This window comes from Trichocoleus desertorum AS-A10 (assembly GCF_039962155.1).
In the GTDB taxonomy this organism is placed as follows: Bacteria; Cyanobacteriota; Cyanobacteriia; order FACHB-46; family FACHB-46; genus Trichocoleus.
The window spans coordinates 172,826-192,159 of sequence record NZ_JAMPKN010000006.1; the positions used below are offsets into that span (position 1 = coordinate 172,826).

Sequence of the window (19,334 nt, forward strand, 5' to 3'; positions counted from 1 at the left end):
GTTAGACCGTCTGGGGTTAGGAGTATCTTCCAAAACCCACTTGTAGGCGTGACTACTCTAGTCCTTCTGACCTCGCTTGCTATAACGCAGCATCATGAGACCAGATAGTAAGACTGCACCAAGTGTGCCTGGCTCTGGAACTGTTTTAGTTTCCGGAGTCGGAGTCGGAGTTGGGGTTGGAGTTGGGGTTGGGGTTGGGGTTGGGGTTGGAGTTGGGGTTGGAGTTGGGGTTGGGGTTGGGGTTGGATCTCCACTATCACCTGCAAATATGAAAGAGTCCTCCGTCCCTTCGATCAGAGGATTACTAAAAATGTCTTCAGTCAACGTAAATTTATAGAGGTCTCCTGATTGGATAGTATTACCATCTGCTGAAGCAGCTTCATCATCAAAAAGAAGGGTTTTACCGCCAGGTACCTTCTCGATCGGTCCTGAGAGTTGAAAGTTTTCGATAACTTTATTGATCCAACCCACAAAAGATCTAACTCGAACAGCACCCATCGTTGCACGATCTGTTGGATCAAAAGCCAAAACTGATTTACTGTATTTTCCAGCACCTTCCCCTGATTTTGAACCACCGCCTGTAAAAGAATTTACCCCAACAAGGACCGGAACTCCACTCTTCGTGTTGACAAACACTCCACCACCACTATCACCTCTAGTTATGTTTCCCTCCAGATTTGTCGGAAACGGTTTCTCATCATAGTTGAAAGGGTTGCCCGCTAGGTCAGGATTGTCGAAGTCAGAGGTAATCATTGTCTCCTTAACGAATCTAGCTAGTTCAATCAAATTCTGAGCAGCAAGTTTTTTATCGCCTTGAGTGCCTACAATCGCACCAGTTGAACCCGTCCCTGTCATGCCAAAACCAACGTAAGTTCCAAACCTCAAGTTTTCCTGCCGTCCAGTATATAGAGGTGCAGGATTAACACCCACGACTGGCTTGCTCTCATCAAGCTTGAATAAACCAAGGTCAAAACCAGCACGAAGAACTCTGCTTTTGGTCAACCACTCAGATTTCATGACACCCCCAACAACATTATATTTATTACCTCCAACCTCGAAGATTGCAGCATTCGCGTCCTCAAAATCAAAACCTTTCCCATCAATCTTTTCAATCTTTTTCTCTAAACAATGTGCTGCTGTTAATACCCAAGTTGAGCGAATTAAAGTTCCTGAACATACTTGCCCGTTACTGTTGGGAGAGAAGATATTTAGCTTTCCAACACTGGGATAGTTGTTAGCCAAATCCATGTACTCGGTGAAGTAGCGATCGTCGCGAATCGTAATGGCTTGTGCAGAATAATTTAGCTGGTCAGCAGAGATCGCAAAAAATGTAGAGATAGCTCCAGAGAGAGTAATAAAAAATTTCCCTGTCAGTTTTTGTGTAGGCATAACCTGTTCTCCAAAAAGTTGTTGTTGGTAGAGTCCGTTTTTGAAGTTAAAACGTCAAAATGCTTAAATAGTTTGAGGCTGAAAAAACCTCAAACTGAATGATCTAACTGTCCGTTTGCTCATTTTTTGAAGCTACAAATAACCTCTAATACCAAATCAAGGATTTTTGACAGTCCGCTCCAACCGAATTGTTAGACCATCTGGGTTTGAGAGTATTTCCCAAAATCCACTTGTAGCTGTAACTACTCTAGTTCTTCTGACCCCGCTTGCTATAACGCAGCATCATGAGACCAGATAGTAAGATTGCACCAAGTGTACTTGGCTCTGGAACTGTTTTAGTTCTTGGAGTTGGACTTGGAGTCGGAACAATTAAGTTACTGCGATAGCATCAGTTGAGGCTTGAACGTACCTAATCAACATAGATTTATGAGCTCCACAGAATAGGAATATTGGTAGAGCACTTTTTTTAACCAATTTCCAAAACGTCTCCAATAACGTCTCATAACTTCTAACGAAAAGGCTAGTATTTTTAAGTAAGATCACTTAAGCTTCATGAAATATTTGTTACATAAGGACAAGTTATACCGCAGTTGATAGTTAGAGCAATGATGTGCTACTTGGTACTTAGCTCTCTTTAGTCACTTTTACTGAGGCGAAATTCAAAAGCCTCTTCTAGGTTGGAGCTCGAATTTCATGACTTTAAACGTGGCAAAAGAGTACAACCCAGGCACAGCAGAAGTTCCAGGTTTTGCTTCTGCCAAAGTAACAAAAGAGGGCTATCGAAATCCAATACTCCTGATTTATCTCTTTCCGGTCATTACCATCCGCACTCCACCTTTAGGAGCGAGGGTGAAGCCACGGCGTTGGAGTTTCACAGGCTCGTTTTCTGCCAAGGTTAGTTGATATTGAGAGAGAACTGTGGCTAGAACCAGCTTCATTTCTAGCTGCGCCAAGGCATATCCCAGACAGCGCCGACTGCCGCCACCAAAGGGGAGATATTCGGAAGGAGAATATTGCCGCTCTAGGAACCGTTCTGGCTGGAACTGTTGAGCATTGGGATACAGTTCTTCTCGGTAATGCACTAGATAAATGCTGGGGATAAAAGTGGTTTCAGGCGCAAACTCCTGGCCTGCTATCTGCACAGGTGATTTGGCAACGCGAGGGAAAATTACTGGGAGAACGGGGTACATCCGCAATGCTTCTTGGCAAACGGCATTGAGGTAAGGAAGCTGAGCTAGCTCCATTGGAGATGAGCGATCGCCCATGCTGTCTAGTTCATGCAGTAATTTTTCTCGCACCTGAGGGTTGCGATGGATTTGATAGAAAGCCCAAGCCAGAGTGGTTGCTGTTGTTTCATGCCCTGCAAACAAGATGGTCAGGAGTTCGTCGCGGATCCCCTCATCGGTCATGGCTTGCCCCTGCTCATCTCGCACCGCCATCATCAGACTCAGGACATCCTTACGACCTGTTTCTCCTTGTGTACGTCTCTCTGCAATTTCTGCCTGAAGGAGAGCATGTACTTGGCGTTGCCGCTGCCGCATTTGGCCCCAAGGACTCCAGGTTCCCCAATCTTTTTGTAAGAATTTCAGAAATAAGAAGCTAGAGCGGAGTGGAGAATCCGTCATATCTAGCCATTGCGTGAGGAGGGGTTTAAGTTGCTCGTAGCGCTCTCCTTCACTCAAGCCAAAGACGATTTGCAGAATGATCTCTAGACTCACTCGCTGCATGGCAGTCCGAGCTACAAACGTTTGCCCCACGTGCCATTGGCTGGCAACCTGTTCTGTGATCAAACAGATCTGTTGGGCGTAGGTCTGGAGCCTTTCTCCATGAAAAGGCGGCATTAACAATTTGCGTTCGCGACGGTGGCGATCGCCATCCATCAACATCAGAGAGTTACGCCCAATTAGAGGTTCCGCGATCGCATTGGCTCGACCAATATCAAATTTGGCATCTTGGCTAAAGATGTCTTGGATCGCTTGCGGATTGCCTACCACGATTGGTCTTCCTAGACTCCCCAGCCGCAACGTGAACATATCCCCATACTGCTGGCTGTATTTCTGCTGAAATTGGATCGGGTCAGCAATCCAATTGAGCAATTGCCACCAAGCAGGTGTGTTAACCGGATTTGGTAATGGGCTCGACATGATCTCTCTGCTGATTATTGATCTATTTTTAGAGCTACTAATTCACCAAATTGGATTTGTCAGGTTAAGTGGGCAAAGCCCATCCAACCCCAAGACTAGTAGCGCCTCATGATCTGGCGCGATCGCTCAATCGGGAATCACAATCTCATTTAATCCGGGGGGTTCAGCAGGATACTGAGGATTCATAGATTCTAAAGTATCGGCGATCGTGCGAGCCACTACCAAATTGCGATACCACTTCTTGTTAGCAGGAATTGCATACCAAGGCGCATATTCCGTCGAGCAAGAATTGAGCGCATCTTGAAAGGCTATTTGGTAGTCGTCCCAAAGGAGACGTTCTTTGACATCATTTATCGAGAACTTCCAGCGTTTATCGGGTTCTGCTAAGCGAGATTCGAGGCGGCGCTTTTGCTCATCTTTGGAGATGTGGAGAAAGAACTTGAGCACCGTGATGTGATTCAGAGCCAACATGTGCTCAAACTCATTAATCAACTGGTAGCGCCCTCGCCAAATCTGTTCTGGCACTAACTGCTTCACCCGCGTCACCAACACATCTTCGTAGTGCGATCGGTTGAAGATGGCGATCATGCCTCGTCCCGGTGTGCGTTGATGATACCGCCAGAGAAAGTCGTGATTGAGTTCTTCAACACTAGGTTGCTTAAATGACCAAACTTGGCAGCCTTGGGGATTCACGCCTTGAAACACATTCTTGATCGTGCCATCTTTGCCACCAGTATCAATGGCTTGCAGCACGATCAATAGGCTTTGTTTTTGCTCAGCAAATAAGCGGGCTTGCAGTTCTTGGAGGCGTTGCCTTTGTCGTTCTAATTCTTGTTCTGCATCTTTTTTATTTTGGTAAGCATTCGACTCGTTAGGGTCGAGATCGGCTAGAACAATCGGGTGCCCAGGACGGACGCGATACCGGGGATAATCTGGCCTAGGATGGCGATCGCCGACATTATCCTCCGGAGTCATCACATCTGCGATCGCATCGGTGGCTTGATTGGCGGCTTTTTGAGCCTGATACATCTCTGCACTGATGCCATTCTCTGCCGCTGTCTTCTTGGCTGCCTGCTTCTTCTTGCCCATCTGCTTTCCCTTGGCTTACCAGCTTGACTCACCTGAGTAAGTGCATCACTTCAGGCTGTCTGTTTTCTAAGGTGAAGCGATCGCTTTCTCTTTACAATCTAGCGATCGCTCTCAGCCTTATTCTAGCGACCACACTCAGTCGCACTGTCACCTAGCAAGCTTTCTCAAGATCTACATATTTCACCGAACTGGACTTGTGGAACGGGCTTTGCGCACCCCACATAACTCCAACCGTTTACCAAGGGCTGTAACCTAGCTGGTCGATTCCTAACAATCCTTTTTGCTGTTCATAGCGCTGCAAGATTGCTAGCGTGTACTCGGCAACGCTGGGGTAGCGGTGTCCGCCATAATAGCTGGCTGTAGTGTGGTTATAACGATAAGGCTTGCCGCTGTACCAATGGGAAGCCACCCGACGAACGGCGATCGCTTCATCCCCGTTACTGGCAACTAAAGCGGCTTGCCAATATTGATTGAGTTTGAAGTCAATCACTTGGAGTTGGAGTTCAGGGCTGTTGAGAAATTCTGAAGCTGTAATGGAGTGACCTAGGGCTTCTTTCGTCCAACTGGGGATGTTGGCAGGCATGACCTGACCGTAGCCCAAGGCTCCTGAATGGCGGTTCACAGCTCGAAAATTAGCGCCACTTTCTTGTCCAATAATGGCGCGGCGGAGCGCAATCACTTGAGGAGGAAGCGAGGGGGTCGTTGATGATGGTTCTACCTGAAAATCATAGGTGCTGGCCTGAGCAGCAGGAACCACCACGGGCAGAGCTAGCCCTCCCATCAACAAACCTCGGACGACCAGAGTGGTTACGGCTGTGAGGGAGCGCGAACTTGTCCACTGTTTTAGCAAAATCTAACCTTCCTAAAATCAACTTCACACGGCATAACTTGAGTGACCAAAACTCAAGTCTCCTTACGATGCCTGGGCTCCTAAACCAGCAAATCGGTAAATCTACGGCTATTGGCTCTCTGCTGAGAGAATTTAGTGGGAATTTGTGACGCTGCGATCGCTGCAAGACTGATTCTGTGGTTCGAGTTAGCGCCAGAATTAAATCAAGAGCCGATCGCGTGTGATTGAGCTAGCGATGTTTGGGGCGATCGCTGAAGCGGAATCTTCGTGCTTATACTGAACTGAATGGAATTCCAGATTATGAGAGGCTGCGAATTAGCTTGAAGCAATCAGTGAACTACGGTGTTGAATGAATCAGGATAATTTTTTAATAAAGACTTTAATTTATGCATAGCTTTATTCCTCCGGAGCGGTTTTTCCCCTATCTCACCTGGACAGAAGTTCAAGCCATGCCCGATAAAGCCAATGTGGTGCTAGTGCAGCCTCTAGGCGCGATCGAGCAGCATGGGCCGCATTTGCCGCTAATTGTGGATGCAGCGATCGGGGAGGCTGTTTTGGGTAAAGCGTTGCAGCAGCTAGAGGCGAGCGTTCCTGCCTATGCCTTACCACCGCTGTACTATGGCAAGTCCAACGAGCACTGGCATTTTCCGGGCACAATTACGCTCAGTGCTCAAACTTTATTGGCAACAATCAGCGAAATTGCCGAAAGTGTCTACAGAGCGGGATTCCGTAAGTTAGTGCTGATGAACTCCCACGGTGGACAGCCCCAAGTACTGGAAATTGCGGCGCGGGATTTGCATGTCAAGTACGAAGATTTTAGTATCTTTCCTTTGTTCGTTTGGCAAGCTCCACACATTGCCAAAGAACTCCTCAGTCCTCAAGAACTGAAGTTGGGCATTCATGCGGGAGATGCGGAAACCAGCTTGATGCTGGCGATTTTACCAAACCAAATTCGGATGGAAAAGGCGATCGCGGAATATCCGCCAGAGCAGCCCGGAAGTCTTTTGAGCATAGAAGGTAAACTACCTTTCGCTTGGACTACGCGAGACTTGAGCCAAAGTGGAGTAATTGGTGACCCAACGACTGCCAGCGCCGAAAAGGGCGATCGCCTCCTGGAGTCGCTGGCAGCAGGTTGGGTCCAAGTTATCCGAGATGTGTATGCGTTTCAGCCGCCTCAACAACGCTAGCAGGACCATTTGCTAAAACTTCTCGACGCCGCCACACTTGGCTGATTCCCAAACCCGCTAAGGCTAGAAGCCCCCAAGCAGTCGTGGGTTCAGGGACAGAAGCTGAAGCCTGGCTGGTAGATCGCAGGGCTGTCAAAGTTGCGGAGTCTGGAGCTGACGCAGATTTGAGGGCCGCAAAGGTTGAAGTTGCCAAATCTGCGCTGGCAGGTTCAGGTGCGGCGAAAGCTGCTGCGGTTGTCGGTGAAGATAGAGCAACGAGGTTGTCGAAGGCGAAATTACCAATCAATTGGTGAGCGACTGTGGTGGGATGGATTCTATCCCAAAACAAATACTCATTGGGGTTACTACAAATGCTGAATGGTTGTTGAACAAAACAAGAATCGGTGACATTGGTCAAGCCAAACTGAGACGGTTGGTTGATGACCTGCTGAAACAAAGCATTGACATCAAGCGGAATGATATTGGCATCAAAACCAGGCGATCGCTCTAAGCGCCTCATTTGGCGAAAGAGGAAATTATTGTGAGCTTTGGATAAGGCGTTCAGCCTCGGGGCATCAGTGGTAGTACGGGTTAGCGGTAAAGTGCCTAAATCTGGTAGATTCACCACCAGAATATTTTGTGCTCCAGCCGCCTCTAGCGCACTAACTGCTGTAGTAATGTTGGTGACAGAGGGCTTGGGATTGGTAAAGGGTTGAAAAGTACTTTCTGTTGGTAGATAGTCATTCGCACCAGCCCACAGCACAAAGAGCGCATTCGGATTAGCAGGAAGCTGCAAGCTAAGAAACTGGGCAATTTGCTGTTGCAGCGCTGGGAAAAGGGGAACTACAGTATTGGCTGTGCCTGAGGTGGCACCCCCAAAAGCAAAATTGGCTCCTTGCAGCGGCGGGTTTTGAGCCGAAAGCTGAGTGATAGAGACAGGGCTAAGACCCAATTGACCTGCTAAGTATTCCGCCCAAACAGGGCCATTGCTAAATCGCTCAGCATAAGGAGGGCTAGGGGGCACTAACCCGGCTGATGCTCTATAGGCGTTACCAGGATCGCTCAGACTATCGCCAAAAAAATACACTTGATTGAAGCTTAGGGTGGCGGCAGTGCTGGGCTGGCTAATTAAGGTCAAGCTGCCGATCGCGATCGCAGCTCCCGAAATTCCTGTTAGTACTGTTCTCATAAAGCCTGTTCAATCTAACTTTGTAGAAAATTCGTTGCAAGAACGATCTTTAGTTTGTAGCAAGCTTTACGTAAAACCACTCAGTATTCGAAATAACTTCACAGGAAATTCACCACTCAATCAAAAACCGATGTTACAACAGGGGCTAAGGAAGTGAAGTCTCAGTTATGTCGCAAATGCGATCGCCAGGATGAGCTTCCTGCCCCTACCCTATCCACAGTCTAAAAATTGTAACTTTAGATACTATTCCTGTCTTGATTTGATTACATTGGAGTTAGAAGACATTTCAACTTCTGCATTTCAGCCACGGTTTTCCAGTCACAGTATTTCCAGTCACAGCATTTAGTTCTGTCAGTCGAGGTTTTAACTATGCCTGAGCTTACCTGCACAGTTCCAGTTCCCCGAACTCCTCAAGAGTTGGACCAAGCTATTAAGCGCTATCGGAATACCGATTTACACGGCTACGAACTTTTCTGCCAATGGCAAGCCATCTGCGAAGGCTCAATGCAGCAAGACTTTTCTGAGCCCGGTGCAGACACGGTTCCCGGTGAAGACAGCTATTAAGCCTTTGCTAACATAATTGGCAGATCTTTCCTGAAAAGCTAAAGCTCTAGAGCGTAGGTAATACAGTAGCGACCCCCGCAGGGTCAATGAATTACCAAGCTCTAGAACAGGTCATGAGAAATAAGTTTTTGGTATCTCTAGCAGGGCTGGCGATCGCCTTCATCGGTTTCACGGCTGCGACTGCTACTGTGCCCAGTCCTTATCAATGGCTGCTCTTAAGCAAACTAGGCGCTCAACCCAATCCCAATCTTTGCCAAGATGCTGCCGCCATGAGGCGTTATCTGAATAGTGGTGGCAATCCCAATGCAATGACTACCCTCGGCCAGGGAAGTACTGAGCAGCAAGTCTCTTTATTGGGCTGTGCCAATCCACAGGTAGCAGAGTTATTGCTGGCTCAGCCAGATTTAGATTGGTATCAAGCCTTATATGATGCTGTGTCCCGCTATAGTGGCAACAGCGGCAAGCTCACGATAGAAACGCTTCTCGAAAAAGGAGCTGATGTTAATTATAAATTTGAGTCCGGCAAGACGCTCCTGCATCTAGCCAAAACCCAAGCGATCGCCCAATTGTTAGTCACAAAAGGGGCGGAGATTAACGCCAAGGATCTAAACAACAGCACACCCCTGCATGTAGCTGCCACGGACGCAACCACCAGAAACATCGTTAAGCTACTTTTAGCACAAGATGCCGAGGTGAATGCCCGCGATCGTGAAGGCAAAACGCCATTACATGCAGCAACAGCAACAATCCAAAATACAGAAACCGTGAAGCTCCTGCTAGCTTCTGGTGCTGAGGCTGGAGCCAAAGCGCAGGACGGCAACACTCCCTTGCATGGAGCCGCCATAATGCGCCTCGATGTGGCAGACCTACTACTACGCCAGGGAGCTAACCCAATGGCTAGACGTAGAGATGGCAGAACCCCACTCTCCTTAGCCGTCGAATTCTCCTCGCCAGCAATGGTAGAACTGCTGCTGAGCCAAGGAACTAATGTCAATTTGCCAGATGGTTATGGCATGACTCTGGTGCATTGGGCAGCGAGATCTAGCCAGATGGAAACTCTCAAGCTAGTTTTGGCGAGAGAAGCTGATGTTCGGGTTAAGCGCAAAGACGGCATGACTCCTCTAGCGATCGCCGCGCAATTTCCAGATGCGAAAGGAGACAAAATCAAGTTGCTGCTGGCCCAAGGCGTAGATGTAAATGCCAATGATAACCAAGGCAAGACAGCCCTACACCATTTAGCTGCCACCCCTGCCATTGAAAAAAGAAAAGCCTTTGAGCTTCTCTTAGCCGCAGGAGCGGAAATTAACGCTAAAGATCGCGCTGGCAATACACCGATACAGTTAGCTAAAAAAGCTGGTCTTCAAGGAGAAATCAGCCTTCTCAGAAGTCGTGGCGCAATTGAATAGAGCCAACAACTCACAAGACTAATGCGACACCAAACTCTGGTCTATCCGCTTAATTGCCCGCTTAATCAGCCTGACTCCCTTAGGATTACCGTGAGCTAAACACAGCTCTTCGGCGTGCTGCAAGTGATCTAAACCTTGATCCACATCTCCTTGCTTGCTCAATGCTACACCTAGGTTGTAATGAGTTTCCGCAGAGTCAGGAGCCAGATCGAGCGCTTCTTGAAATTCCTCGATCGCCTTATCTAGTTTTCCTTGTCGCCCTAGAGCAACACCAATCTGATAATGCATTTCAGCCGAAAGCTCGTAGGTTTGCTCCAAGCTGAAGTGATGAGATCCATGCGTTGCCTGTTGCGGTTGCTGTTGCTGGCGTAGGTGCTCAGCAGCTTTTCTAGCAGCGCTAGTGAGTTGAGCTTGAGATTCCTGCACTTTTTGTTTAGCTGTCTGAGCCGTGTCAGCTAACTTCGCTTGAGATGACTGAACAACCTCCTGAGCTGAGTCAGCCATATGAGTTGCAGAAGTCTTAACTTGTTCAGAAGCATCCTTGACAGTGCTAACTACTCCTTCGATGGCATGGGTGGTACTTGGGCTGTCGTCATTGCTAATGGCCGCTCCAGCAATACCTCCCACCACAGCACCGATCGTGGCTCCGACGCGACCCGCAAATAAGCGTCCAATCGCAGCGCCTGCGACACCACCACTCACAGCCGCCGCAACTGTCGTTGTGACTGGATCTGTGCCGAGTTGCTCAGCCAAAGTATGACTTTCTGCATGGTCCAAGTGGGATGGCGCGGTCGTAAGGTCATCAGCCTCAGAGGGGTGGTTAAAAGGTTGGATGCCACTGCTAGTCATAGTTGTCTCCACTTGCTAAAAATCGGCTCGCTGCGATGTCTCGTCTGATAAATATTTATTATTTGCTTACCAATCTACCGAACTCACGCAGCTAGTTCACCGAGCAAAAGAGAGACTGTTGCACCCTGTGAGTCAGCCCACGGTTATACGCCGTAATAGGCAAAGCCCGAGAAAAGTGAAGTAAGGCGATCGCTCACCAACCGCTCACTGACCCGATTCAATTCTGATGGTTCTCTGCCAGCTAGGAACCAGAGCGCGACGCGCTGAAAGAAGAGTTTCTCAGTTCACAGAACCAGGATGGTTTAAGATGTCTGCTGATGCAATTCTATTTAATTGCTCTTAACGTCCAGCTTGGGGTTGTGCCTCAGCCTAGAGCAGGGAACTTTATGGGAATACTTTGTTTCAATCAGTGAATTGGTTGAAGAATTTGAACTGCCGTGGGCTGCATCAAGCCAGTTTTGTTTAGTCCTGTTCTTGTGCGTCTGAAGGAGTGTTCCACCTTTCCATGAGATTTTCGCGACTGTTGCCCTCTGTATGTCATCAGAGCCAAATTCCCAAGCCTCCCTCTTGGAAGTCTTACTACCGCGGTTTTGTAGCTACTGCTGCCTTGACAACCAGCCTCATCAGCCAAACCGTCTGGACCCAACCCCCTCAAGCCCAAGCAGCAGCCTACTGTCAGCTTTCAGCCGAGGCGATCGCGCAAAAAGAAGCAGCTCGCCAAGCAGCCATGAAAGGGGAAGAGAAAGCTAAAGAGCGTTACAAAGCTTTAGTTCGTGAGCATGCAGCTCAAATGCAGCAGTGCCGTAGCCGTACTTGGCCGCAAACACAAGCCGTTTGGTTGCGCCTCTATCCCTGCGATCTCCAGCCAGGGGCGCTAGAAAGCGTCATGGATCGCATCATCAATCGTGGCTACAACCAAGTCTATGTAGAAGTTTTCTACAACGGGCAAGTCTTGTTGCCAATGGCGGAGAATCCCACAGCTTGGCCTTCAGTGGTCCGAGTTCCAGGTTCGGAAAAAGCTGATTTGCTAGCGCAAGCAATCCAGAAGGGCCGTGAGCGAGGGCTGAAAGTCTATGCCTGGATGTTCACGATGAACTTTGGCTATTCTTACTCGCAACGTCCCGATCGTCAGCAAGCGATCGCTCGCAATGGCAGCGGCGAGACGACAACGACCACCCGCAGTATTTTTGACCCCAACGGGGAAACGGGGGTGGTGATTGCAGATGAAACTTTTATCGATCCTTATAGTATTCAAGCCAAACAAGATTACTACCAAATGGTGCAAGCGGTAGTCCGTCGCCGTCCAGACGGGGTGCTGTTTGACTACATTCGCTATCCCAGAGGCACAGGTGCCGCTTCGATTTCCAGTAAAGTTAAAGACTTATGGATCTATGGCGACTCAGCCCAGCAGGCTCTATATCAACGCGCTTTGAACAATAAAGGTTTAGAGCTAATGCGACGATTCTTGGGGCGCGGGTATATTACGGCGGGCGATGTAGCTGCGGCAGATAAGCTGTATCCGCAAGAGGCAGAGCCGATGTGGCAGGGGCGCACTCCCTCTAGATTACTTAAGGCATTGCCCGCCGCCCAACGCCAACCCGTGCTGCAACAGGAGTTGTGGCTCTTGACAGTCGCTCATGCGCTGCAAGGAATTGTAGACTTCTTGAACCTGGCGATCTCACAAGTGCAACAGCAAGGAATTGCGTCGGGAGCTGTCTTTTTCCCGGATGGCAATCAGACAATTGGGCAAGGGTTTGATTCTCGATTGCAGCCGTGGGAACGCTTCCCAACTTCGATCGAGTGGCACCCAATGTCCTACGGCGTTTGTGGTGACCCTAGCTGTGTGGTGTCTTTGGTGCGGCGGGTGGTGAGTATGTCTCCTCCAGGGACCAGAATTACCCCGGCGATCGCAGGAGCGTGGGGACAGTCTCTTGGCAACCGTCCGTCTCTGGAACTTCAGATGCAAGCGATTCGCCAAGCTGCTCCACAAATTAACGCAGTGAGCCACTTTGCCTATTCCTGGCAAGAACCTCAGTCTGACCGCGATCGCAAATCTTGTAAAGCGAGGTAGAGACAGAGCTAGGGCTGGTTCTCTCTGGCCCTCTCTGTGGCCCCCGTACTGGCCCATTGAGCGATCGCTTGAGTTAGCCCTGGCAAAGTGTATTCCTGCGCTTCAACCTCGACTCGGCCAAAGCGTTCTAGACAAGTTTTGGAAGTTTGGGGACCAATGGAAGCAATACAGGCCCTTTGGAGTTCGTCAATCAGAAATGAATGTCCTAGGGCTGCTTCGACGAGCTGGCAGAAATGTTTCACGGTTTTGGAGCTAGCGAAGGTGACGATATCCACAGAACCCTGTTGTAAAGCATTGAGAGCAGCAGGGGCGATCGCACCAGGGCAACCCGACTGGTAAGCCGCTACCTCCACCACTTCCGCACCTTGAGCGGTGAATTCTTTCACCAGGACTTCTCGCCCCCCACTCTCAACTCTAGGAAATAGAATTTTTGCACCTTGCAGGCTAGCTTCGGGAAAGTGAGTCACCAAGGAATCTGCGACAAAATCGGGTGGAGTGAAATCTGCGTTCAGGCCACGTTGCCCCAGGCTGGCAGCGGTTTTCTGGCCCACTACGGCAATTTTGACTCCTGCCAAGGTCCGCGCATCCTTGCCTTGAGCGGCCAAACGCTCAAAAAAGTAATCCACAGCGTTGGTTGAGGTGAGCACCAGCCAGTTAAAGGTAGAGAGCTGGGCGATCGCTTGATCCAGCTCATCCCAACTCGACGGTGGACCAATCTCCAAAGCGGGCATTTCTACCACTTGGGCACCAATGGCTTGCAAGCGATCGCAAAACTCGCTCGACTGACCCACCGAGCGAGTCACTAAAACGGTCTTACCCGCGAGGGGCAGTGGGGTTGTTAGGGCTTGTTCAGGAGTGCTAACCACAGTTTCAGTTGTAGGTAACAGAGAATGCAGCACCAAACCGTTCACAGAGTTTGGCTGTGTATCATTCTGCCTGTTTATGGGCGATCGCAGGTAGTCCCGTAGTCCCACAACTTCACCAATGGTAATTACGCAAGGAGACAGAGACACCCCTGTTGTTTGCGCCACAATGGTTGCCAAGGTGCCCACCCAAACTTGTTGCTGGGGTCGTCCTGCCCAGCGCACGATCGCGATCGGGGTATCGGATGATTTTCCTTGTTGCTGCAACCGCGCCACAATCTCAGCTAAGTTTCTGCCACCCATTAGTAAAGTGAGGGTTTCGATTTGAGCTAAAGCAGACCAATTGAGTGCTTCTAGGTCGTGAGCGGTGGCGACAGCAAAGCAGCGGCTCAAGGTTACATCGGTGAGGGGAATGCCTGCAAATAAAGGGGCCGCGATCGCAGAAGAAATCCCTGGCACGACTTCAAACGCACAATCAGCCGCAACCAAAGCCTGAATTTCTGAAGTAGAGCGACCAAAGATAAACGGATCACCACTTTTCAATCGCACTACTTGTTTTCCTTGCAGGCAATGCTCCACCAACAGGCGATCGATCTCAGCTTGAGGTGTACTCGGTTGCCCACCCCGCTTGCCCACATTCAGTTTCAAGCAGTTCTTTGGGACGAATTGCAGTAACTCTTCCTCGGCCAAGGCATCGTAAACCAGCACCTCAGCTTGCGTCAGCAGTTGGTAGCTGCGCACCGTCAGGTAAGCCACATCCCCTGGCCCCGAACCCACTAGATAAACTTTGCCTCCCTGCTCAATCATCTTCACCCCTCCCCAACCTCTCTCCGTTTCGGGGAGGAGCTTTTGGTTCCCCATATCCCTCGTATGGTTCTGGTTCCCCCTTCCCCTATAGGGAAGGGGGTTAGGGGGTTAGGTTCTCTATGTGACCGCTTCGTGTTCATTAAATCGTGCAAGTGCTGATACCAGCTAAAACAAGCTAAGTTGGGCGGGCGGCTGGTCGAAGCTATCCCACGGTAAGACAGGGACGGGTACGCCTTGTTTTTCCAGCAAGTGTTGAAAGGCTCGGGCATAACCGGGCGATTGCGCCTCTTGAGGACAGTGCATAAAGAAATAAACGCGAGTGCCTTGACGTAGCCACTGGTCTACATGCGTGACCCACTCCGCCCAATATTCCTCATTAACTTCGCGCTCTGGATGGTTGATGAAGCGAACCAAACTAAACGGAGCGGTCACACTAGGTTGGAGGGGAAGTTTAGGTTTGCGTCGTTCCGAGTTGAGCTGCGGATCATTAGAGCCATTGTAGACAGCGCGAGTGTCAAGCAAAACTCGTCCCACGCCCAACTCCTCCAGAATCGCAGTAAGTTTGGTGGCATGAGTTGGCTTAAACCAATCCAGGTGGCGCACTTCCAGAGCTAGAGGCGCTGTTTTGCGTGGCCATGCCTGGAGAAAGGCAGTGAGGTCATCAATCCAAGCAGGACTATAGCTGGGTGGCAACTGCACAAACATTGGCCCCAAGCGATCGCCCAACCCTTGCATGTGTTCTAGAAAGCCTAAGGCTGCGGGAATTTGGGGTGCTAGCAAACCTTGGTGAGTAATGTCGCGGGGTAGCTTGAGACAAAACTCAAAACCAGGGGGTGTGTCAGCCGCCCATCGAGCTACCGTTTCCGCATCAGGCACCGAGTAAAACGTGGTGTTGCCTTCAACCGTGGTGAAGCGGCGACTATAAAGTTGCAGAAAATCGGTAGGACGACTCTTGGCAGGAAACAAGTCACCCACCCAATCTTTGTAAGCCCAAACGGCACAGCCTAGAAAAAAGTTCATGTTTTTGATCCTAGACTGAAACCTCCCTCCGGATTCACTAAGACCCGCTTCACATTTTCGCTTTTCAAGCCTGGAACGTCTGGAATCTCTAGAGCAAGTAGTTAAAACGGAGAGGGTGGGATTCGAACCCACGGTCTCTTTCGAGACACTCGATTTCAAGTCGAGCGCATTCGACCACTCTGCCACCTCTCCAGGCGTTTGGTTAAGGTGCCAATCCATTTAGAGGAACCCAAACCGAAGAATATTCTAACCCGTTCGGCTGCAAACTGTTAGGTTTTTGTTGCAATCCGGTATTTTTCCTACACTGCTTCGGCTACGGCATTGGTTTTGCGGTACATCAATTGCTCTGAAACCACCTCAAAATCTTGATTCACCCAAACCAAAGACGCTTGCTCTACCACTCCCGCTTGCAGAGAAACTAAAGAGAAATTGCGTAAGCGATCGCCCTCTGCCTGCTTAATCCGAGGCACGTTGGCGGCGTTGAGGTAAATGGTGCCTTTAGCGTCTTCATAAATAGACGTTCTTAAGCGCTCTTTGGTGTGACGGAGATTATGGTGCATGTGCCCAAACGTAACCAAGGGGACTGCTTTACCAAGAAGATGGCTTTGAGCGATCGCGGCAGCAAAGTCAGGATCGCCATAATCTCCCCCAATGGGCATCCAATCTCGGCCACAAGGGTCTTCTGGGCGATCGCCGAGTCCGGTAGGGCCGCAGTGACCTAAGAAAATCACCGTTTCGTAAGCTGTACTTTGGACTGCTTCTAAAATCTTGGCAGTGGATTCTTGGAAACTGGTCACTCCATAGCGATCGCGATAAAACTGTTCGTTTTTCCAGGAGGAACCACCCCAGCTAAACGGACGACTACCCACCACAGTTAAGTTAAAAGCGGGAAAATCGAGTTTGCTGTAGCCGACATGGGTTTCACCGAGCAGGTCTAGCTGGTCTTGCACCCAGTCTTCTTTGGTGCGATCGTAGGGACACTTTTTTCTACCCCAGTCAGAGGCGCTGTACCAAGCATCGTGGTTGCCCATAATTGCGGCTTTGGGTAAGTCTACGGCAGCGATCGCCCGAACCACTTCCACGGATTCATTGCCGAAGTCGCCCACAAAGAGCGCTAAATCCACGCCTAAGTGCTTCAGGGCTTGCCCATCCTCAGCTTCCCAAGCATCGTGGACATCGCCAATCACTGCAATTTTGATAGTTTGGTTGCGATCGCTCTGACTGCTCATGCCTATTCCTTTTCGTCGCTAGGGGTTGACTAAAACAACCCTTTTCCAGGATAGGCAAGCATCGGGCTTTTTAACAGAACTTTAGGGCAGAGTTGTAAAAAGGTCTATTTTGTAGGCAAGTGGCTGAGGGTTGTAAATGAGAGATGAGTGGTGCGATCACCTGATAGTTCTAGCTAACTGAATTAATAGGTGACATAAGCATTACTATTCAGCTCTTTGGGAGCGACGCAATTCTGTTCTAGAAATAAAATTAAATATAAATCATTTCTGAGGATTTCAAGTCTAAAAATACAGTTGTTTGCTGAAGCTATGAGCCCTTCAGGAAAGCAGTCTAATTAGAAGCCAATGCTTAACTAAGCCTCAAACTTAGAAGTTTTAAATAATTTAGGCTCAGGATTTTCTTCAACATAAAATACAATTTCAGATGGCAGAGTTTACCAGGGTTTATGTATTAAACATATTTTTCAGAAGTCCAACCTAGCTCCTCAGCAATAAAAACTAGTTCATTTAAACACTTAAAAAATTCTTGAAATGTGCCTATTGGTTTAACGGCAGGCTCTTCCGAATCGCGTGTCTCCCATAAACTCAGATTGTTATATTCAAAATCCAATTTGTACTCATGAGTATTAGGGTAGACGACTACCATCAACTGCACTCCCTTCGTAAGCTTACAAAACACATCCAACTTTGGATAAGGCTCCAAAAGTGCCCACAGGATAAAGTAGTTATCTTCGTAAACTGCATCAACGCTGAATACTGCGTGAGTTCCTTCTACAAGGTATTTTAGCCAGTAAGGCAGGTCAGTCATGTTTTTACTTGAGAGTGAGATCATATAATAAAATTTTATTCTCAGTGATGGTGCAATTTAGAGAAGCAATACTGTATTTGCCTTTTGGTAGAAAATACTATAATTGAAGTACAATAGGATACTTCACACTTCTTTGCACTCTAGGCGGCTTGCAACTGTGTTTACCACTGCCCTTCCTCAGCAACGCTCCAACCCATCCACCGCTTTTCCTCAAGACTTGTTCGCAGCGATTCAAGCGCTGAAGCAAGAACTAAACGCCATTATTCTGGCTCACTACTACCAAGACCCAGACATTCAGGATGTCGCCGACTACCTAGGGGATTCACTGGGCCTTTCGCAACAAGCTGCCCAAACTGATGCGGATGTGATCGTGTTTGCCGGGGTCCACTTTATGGCGGAAACTGCCAAAATTCTCAACCCTAACAAGTTGGTGTTACTTCCCGACTTGGACGCAGGTTGTTCCTTGGCAGACAGTTGCCCACCCCAAGCCTTTGCCGAGTTCAAAGCGGCCCACCCGAATCATTTAGTGGTGTCTTACATTAACTGCACCGCTGAGATTAAGGCGATGAGCGACATTATCTGCACCAGCTCCAATGCGGTCAAGATTGTGCGCCAAATTCCTGAAGACCAACCAATCATCTTTGCACCCGATCGCAACTTAGGCCGCTATGTAATGGACCAAACTGGGCGAGATTTGGTGCTGTGGCAAGGAAGCTGCATGGTACACGAAACTTTTTCTGAGAAGAAGATTGTGCAGTTGCAGATGGAGCATCCCGACGCGGAAGTAATTGCTCACCCGGAATGTGAACCTGCTGTGTTGCGTCATGCTCAATACATTGGTTCGACTACGGCATTGCTGAAGTATGCAGAGCAAAGCGATCGCCAATCTTTTATTGTGGCGACGGAACCAGGGATTATTCACCAAATGGAGAAGCAAGCGCCTCAGAAACGGTTTATTCCTGCACCACCCATGAATAACTGTGCTTGTAATGAGTGCCCACACATGCGGTTGAATACGCTGGAGAAGTTGTATTTGGCGATGAAGCAGCGATCGCCGGAGATTACGTTACCGGAAGATGTGCGGGTAAGAGCACTGCGTCCAATTCAGCGGATGCTGGAGATGAGTTAAACGTCTTTAGTTAAATATCTTTGAGAAATCCGAGCCTTGGAGGCACTCGCTCCCAAACCCCTGCTGAGGGACGGTTGCGTCCCCCAGACCCCCTCTAAACGAACGTAACGGCAGTGTTTCGAGGCTTGGGGTCTTACCTCTTAACTTCTGGCTCCCCTTCCCTCTAGGGAAGGGGGCTGGGGGGTTAGGTTCTCTACCCATTAATAAAGTGCTGAATTTGCACGACTAACAGCTCGACAATGCCGTCTTGGGTTTCGAGGCTGGTTTGGGCTTCGGCTTCAACTCGCTGGACGGCGTCGGGTGACAGGTTTAGTAGGCTTTTTAGGCGTTCGTAGGCTTTGGCTTCTTCTTCGTTGATTTCCGGTTCGTTGGGGGTGCGAGCGCTGGAGCGGATGACTTCGTAGCCTAGGCGTAGCACTAATTCGCGTTCTTCCTGTCGATCGAGTTTTGGGATGATCTCTTCTAGGGGAATGTTTTGAAGTAGATAGTCTCGCAATTCCTGTTGCAATCTCTGCTGCTGTTTAGGGTCGTTGGCAAACAAGCGGCTGAATTGGTCGAGCATGAGGTCAATTTCTTCGGTAGCCAGGTGGCCGTCAGACCAAGCCATTGAAGCCACAGCTCGCAACAGATTCATCTGGCGAGGGGTAATGGATGGAGGCGGTTGAGTCGGCATAGTTTCCCTCCCATCGGGAAGCGTCAAGAAGTGGACAAACATCAAATGCTTGCCCTCACGCTAACATACAACTCCTGAGACGCTGAAG

General features: G+C 49.2%; 18 protein-coding genes and 1 tRNA gene. 6 read left to right on the forward strand and 13 right to left on the reverse strand.

Features of this window, described 5'->3' with window-relative positions; translation table 11 throughout:
* Positions 1-57 precede the first annotated feature (57 nt).
* The 4 genes from NDA01_RS11525 to NDA01_RS11535 form a co-directional block, all read right to left on the reverse strand.
* Complete coding sequence (locus NDA01_RS11525) at positions 58-1,389, reverse strand: trypsin-like serine protease (RefSeq protein WP_348228047.1); 1,332 nt, start codon at positions 1,387-1,389, stop codon at positions 58-60.
* A gap of 247 nt (positions 1,390-1,636) precedes the next feature.
* Positions 1,637-1,759 (reverse strand): PEP-CTERM sorting domain-containing protein, encoded by a 123-nt coding sequence (locus NDA01_RS31895; RefSeq protein WP_431193384.1) that lies wholly within the window; start codon positions 1,757-1,759, stop codon positions 1,637-1,639.
* Positions 1,760-2,189: 430 nt separating this feature from the next.
* Positions 2,190-3,533, reverse strand: a complete 1,344-nt coding sequence (locus NDA01_RS11530) for a cytochrome P450 (RefSeq protein WP_348228048.1) — start codon at positions 3,531-3,533, stop codon at positions 2,190-2,192.
* Positions 3,534-3,659: 126 nt separating this feature from the next.
* Entirely contained in the window at positions 3,660-4,622 is a 963-nt protein-coding gene (locus NDA01_RS11535; protein WP_431193379.1) for a polyphosphate kinase 2 family protein, read from the reverse strand.
* A gap of 23 nt (positions 4,623-4,645) precedes the next feature.
* On the opposite strand from NDA01_RS11535, the gene NDA01_RS11540 reads away from it, so the two are divergent.
* Positions 4,646-4,777 (forward strand): hypothetical protein, encoded by a 132-nt coding sequence (locus tag NDA01_RS11540; protein ID WP_348228049.1) that lies wholly within the window; start codon positions 4,646-4,648, stop codon positions 4,775-4,777.
* An 80-nt stretch (positions 4,778-4,857) separates the two neighbouring features.
* On the opposite strand, the gene NDA01_RS11545 is transcribed toward NDA01_RS11540, so the two are convergent.
* On the reverse strand, positions 4,858-5,472 hold the full coding sequence (locus tag NDA01_RS11545; RefSeq protein ID WP_190439235.1) for a lysozyme family protein: 615 nt from the start codon (positions 5,470-5,472) through the stop codon (positions 4,858-4,860).
* A 386-nt stretch (positions 5,473-5,858) separates the two neighbouring features.
* Here NDA01_RS11545 and NDA01_RS11550 point away from each other — a divergent pair, with 386 nt between their 5' ends.
* Positions 5,859-6,659: a creatininase family protein gene (locus NDA01_RS11550; RefSeq protein WP_348228050.1), complete on the forward strand. Its 801-nt coding sequence runs from the start codon at positions 5,859-5,861 to the stop codon at positions 6,657-6,659.
* Here the strand turns inward: NDA01_RS11550 and NDA01_RS11555 are convergent.
* A complete protein-coding gene (locus NDA01_RS11555) occupies positions 6,616-7,827 on the reverse strand; it encodes an SGNH/GDSL hydrolase family protein (RefSeq protein WP_348228051.1) in 1,212 nt (403 codons plus the stop codon). The two genes, NDA01_RS11550 and NDA01_RS11555, sit on opposite strands and share 44 nt — an antisense overlap.
* Before the next feature lie 369 nt (positions 7,828-8,196).
* On the opposite strand from NDA01_RS11555, the gene NDA01_RS11560 reads away from it, so the two are divergent.
* Both NDA01_RS11560 and NDA01_RS11565 read left to right on the forward strand, forming a co-directional pair.
* A complete protein-coding gene (locus NDA01_RS11560; RefSeq protein WP_190439226.1) occupies positions 8,197-8,391 on the forward strand; it encodes a hypothetical protein in 195 nt (64 codons plus the stop codon).
* Between the two features lie 86 nt (positions 8,392-8,477).
* Positions 8,478-9,797, forward strand: coding sequence for an ankyrin repeat domain-containing protein (locus NDA01_RS11565; protein ID WP_348228052.1), 1,320 nt, complete (start codon positions 8,478-8,480; stop codon positions 9,795-9,797).
* A gap of 18 nt (positions 9,798-9,815) precedes the next feature.
* On the opposite strand, the gene NDA01_RS11570 is transcribed toward NDA01_RS11565, so the two are convergent.
* Positions 9,816-10,646 (reverse strand): tetratricopeptide repeat protein, encoded by an 831-nt coding sequence (locus NDA01_RS11570; protein WP_348228053.1) that lies wholly within the window; start codon positions 10,644-10,646, stop codon positions 9,816-9,818.
* A gap of 505 nt (positions 10,647-11,151) precedes the next feature.
* Between NDA01_RS11570 and NDA01_RS11575 the strand changes: the two genes are divergently transcribed.
* Complete coding sequence (locus NDA01_RS11575) at positions 11,152-12,717, forward strand: glycoside hydrolase family protein (protein WP_348228054.1); 1,566 nt, start codon at positions 11,152-11,154, stop codon at positions 12,715-12,717.
* An 8-nt stretch (positions 12,718-12,725) separates the two neighbouring features.
* Here the strand turns inward: NDA01_RS11575 and cobA are convergent, their stop codons facing one another.
* From cobA to NDA01_RS11600, 5 genes are all read right to left on the reverse strand, one after another.
* Positions 12,726-14,387 carry a uroporphyrinogen-III C-methyltransferase gene (cobA, locus tag NDA01_RS11580; RefSeq protein WP_348228055.1) on the reverse strand — a complete coding sequence of 554 codons (1,662 nt, stop codon included), beginning with the start codon at positions 14,385-14,387 and terminating at the stop codon, positions 12,726-12,728.
* A 165-nt stretch (positions 14,388-14,552) separates the two neighbouring features.
* Positions 14,553-15,407, reverse strand: a complete 855-nt coding sequence (locus tag NDA01_RS11585) for a DUF72 domain-containing protein (protein WP_348228056.1) — start codon at positions 15,405-15,407, stop codon at positions 14,553-14,555.
* A 107-nt stretch (positions 15,408-15,514) separates the two neighbouring features.
* A tRNA-Ser gene (locus tag NDA01_RS11590) sits at positions 15,515-15,599 on the reverse strand.
* Between the two features lie 107 nt (positions 15,600-15,706).
* Positions 15,707-16,636, reverse strand: coding sequence for a TIGR04168 family protein (locus tag NDA01_RS11595; RefSeq protein ID WP_348228057.1), 930 nt, complete (start codon positions 16,634-16,636; stop codon positions 15,707-15,709).
* Between the two features lie 451 nt (positions 16,637-17,087).
* Positions 17,088-17,444, reverse strand: a complete 357-nt coding sequence (locus NDA01_RS11600) for a hypothetical protein (RefSeq protein ID WP_348228058.1) — start codon at positions 17,442-17,444, stop codon at positions 17,088-17,090.
* Between the two features lie 157 nt (positions 17,445-17,601).
* Between NDA01_RS11600 and nadA the strand changes: the two genes are divergently transcribed.
* Complete coding sequence (nadA, locus tag NDA01_RS11605; RefSeq protein ID WP_348228059.1) at positions 17,602-18,573, forward strand: quinolinate synthase NadA; 972 nt, start codon at positions 17,602-17,604, stop codon at positions 18,571-18,573.
* 193 nt (positions 18,574-18,766) lie between these two features.
* Here nadA and NDA01_RS11610 read toward each other — a convergent pair whose 3' ends face one another.
* On the reverse strand, positions 18,767-19,246 hold the full coding sequence (locus tag NDA01_RS11610; protein ID WP_190439207.1) for a tellurite resistance TerB family protein: 480 nt from the start codon (positions 19,244-19,246) through the stop codon (positions 18,767-18,769).
* Positions 19,247-19,334: the final 88 nt, after the last annotated feature.

Excerpts from the sequence above, each read along its gene's own strand:
- NDA01_RS11550 (WP_348228050.1), top strand. The coding sequence starts at position 5,859 with ATGCATAGCTTTATTCCTCCGGAGCGGTTTTTCCCCTATCTCACCTGG.
- NDA01_RS11525 (WP_348228047.1), bottom strand. The coding sequence starts at position 1,389 with ATGCCTACACAAAAACTGACAGGGAAATTTTTTATTACTCTCTCTGGA.
- NDA01_RS11565 (WP_348228052.1), top strand. The coding sequence starts at position 8,478 with ATGAATTACCAAGCTCTAGAACAGGTCATGAGAAATAAGTTTTTGGTA.
- cobA (WP_348228055.1), bottom strand. The coding sequence starts at position 14,387 with ATGATTGAGCAGGGAGGCAAAGTTTATCTAGTGGGTTCGGGGCCAGGG.
- NDA01_RS11555 (WP_348228051.1), bottom strand. The coding sequence starts at position 7,827 with ATGAGAACAGTACTAACAGGAATTTCGGGAGCTGCGATCGCGATCGGC.
- NDA01_RS11570 (WP_348228053.1), bottom strand. The coding sequence starts at position 10,646 with ATGACTAGCAGTGGCATCCAACCTTTTAACCACCCCTCTGAGGCTGAT.
- NDA01_RS11560 (WP_190439226.1), top strand. The coding sequence starts at position 8,197 with ATGCCTGAGCTTACCTGCACAGTTCCAGTTCCCCGAACTCCTCAAGAG.
- NDA01_RS11610 (WP_190439207.1), bottom strand. The coding sequence starts at position 19,246 with ATGCCGACTCAACCGCCTCCATCCATTACCCCTCGCCAGATGAATCTG.
- NDA01_RS11600 (WP_348228058.1), bottom strand. The coding sequence starts at position 17,444 with ATGACTGACCTGCCTTACTGGCTAAAATACCTTGTAGAAGGAACTCAC.
- NDA01_RS11530 (WP_348228048.1), bottom strand. The coding sequence starts at position 3,533 with ATGTCGAGCCCATTACCAAATCCGGTTAACACACCTGCTTGGTGGCAA.
- NDA01_RS11595 (WP_348228057.1), bottom strand. The coding sequence starts at position 16,636 with ATGAGCAGTCAGAGCGATCGCAACCAAACTATCAAAATTGCAGTGATT.
- NDA01_RS11585 (WP_348228056.1), bottom strand. The coding sequence starts at position 15,407 with ATGAACTTTTTTCTAGGCTGTGCCGTTTGGGCTTACAAAGATTGGGTG.
- NDA01_RS11535 (WP_431193379.1), bottom strand. The coding sequence starts at position 4,622 with ATGGGCAAGAAGAAGCAGGCAGCCAAGAAGACAGCGGCAGAGAATGGC.
- NDA01_RS11575 (WP_348228054.1), top strand. The coding sequence starts at position 11,152 with ATGAGATTTTCGCGACTGTTGCCCTCTGTATGTCATCAGAGCCAAATT.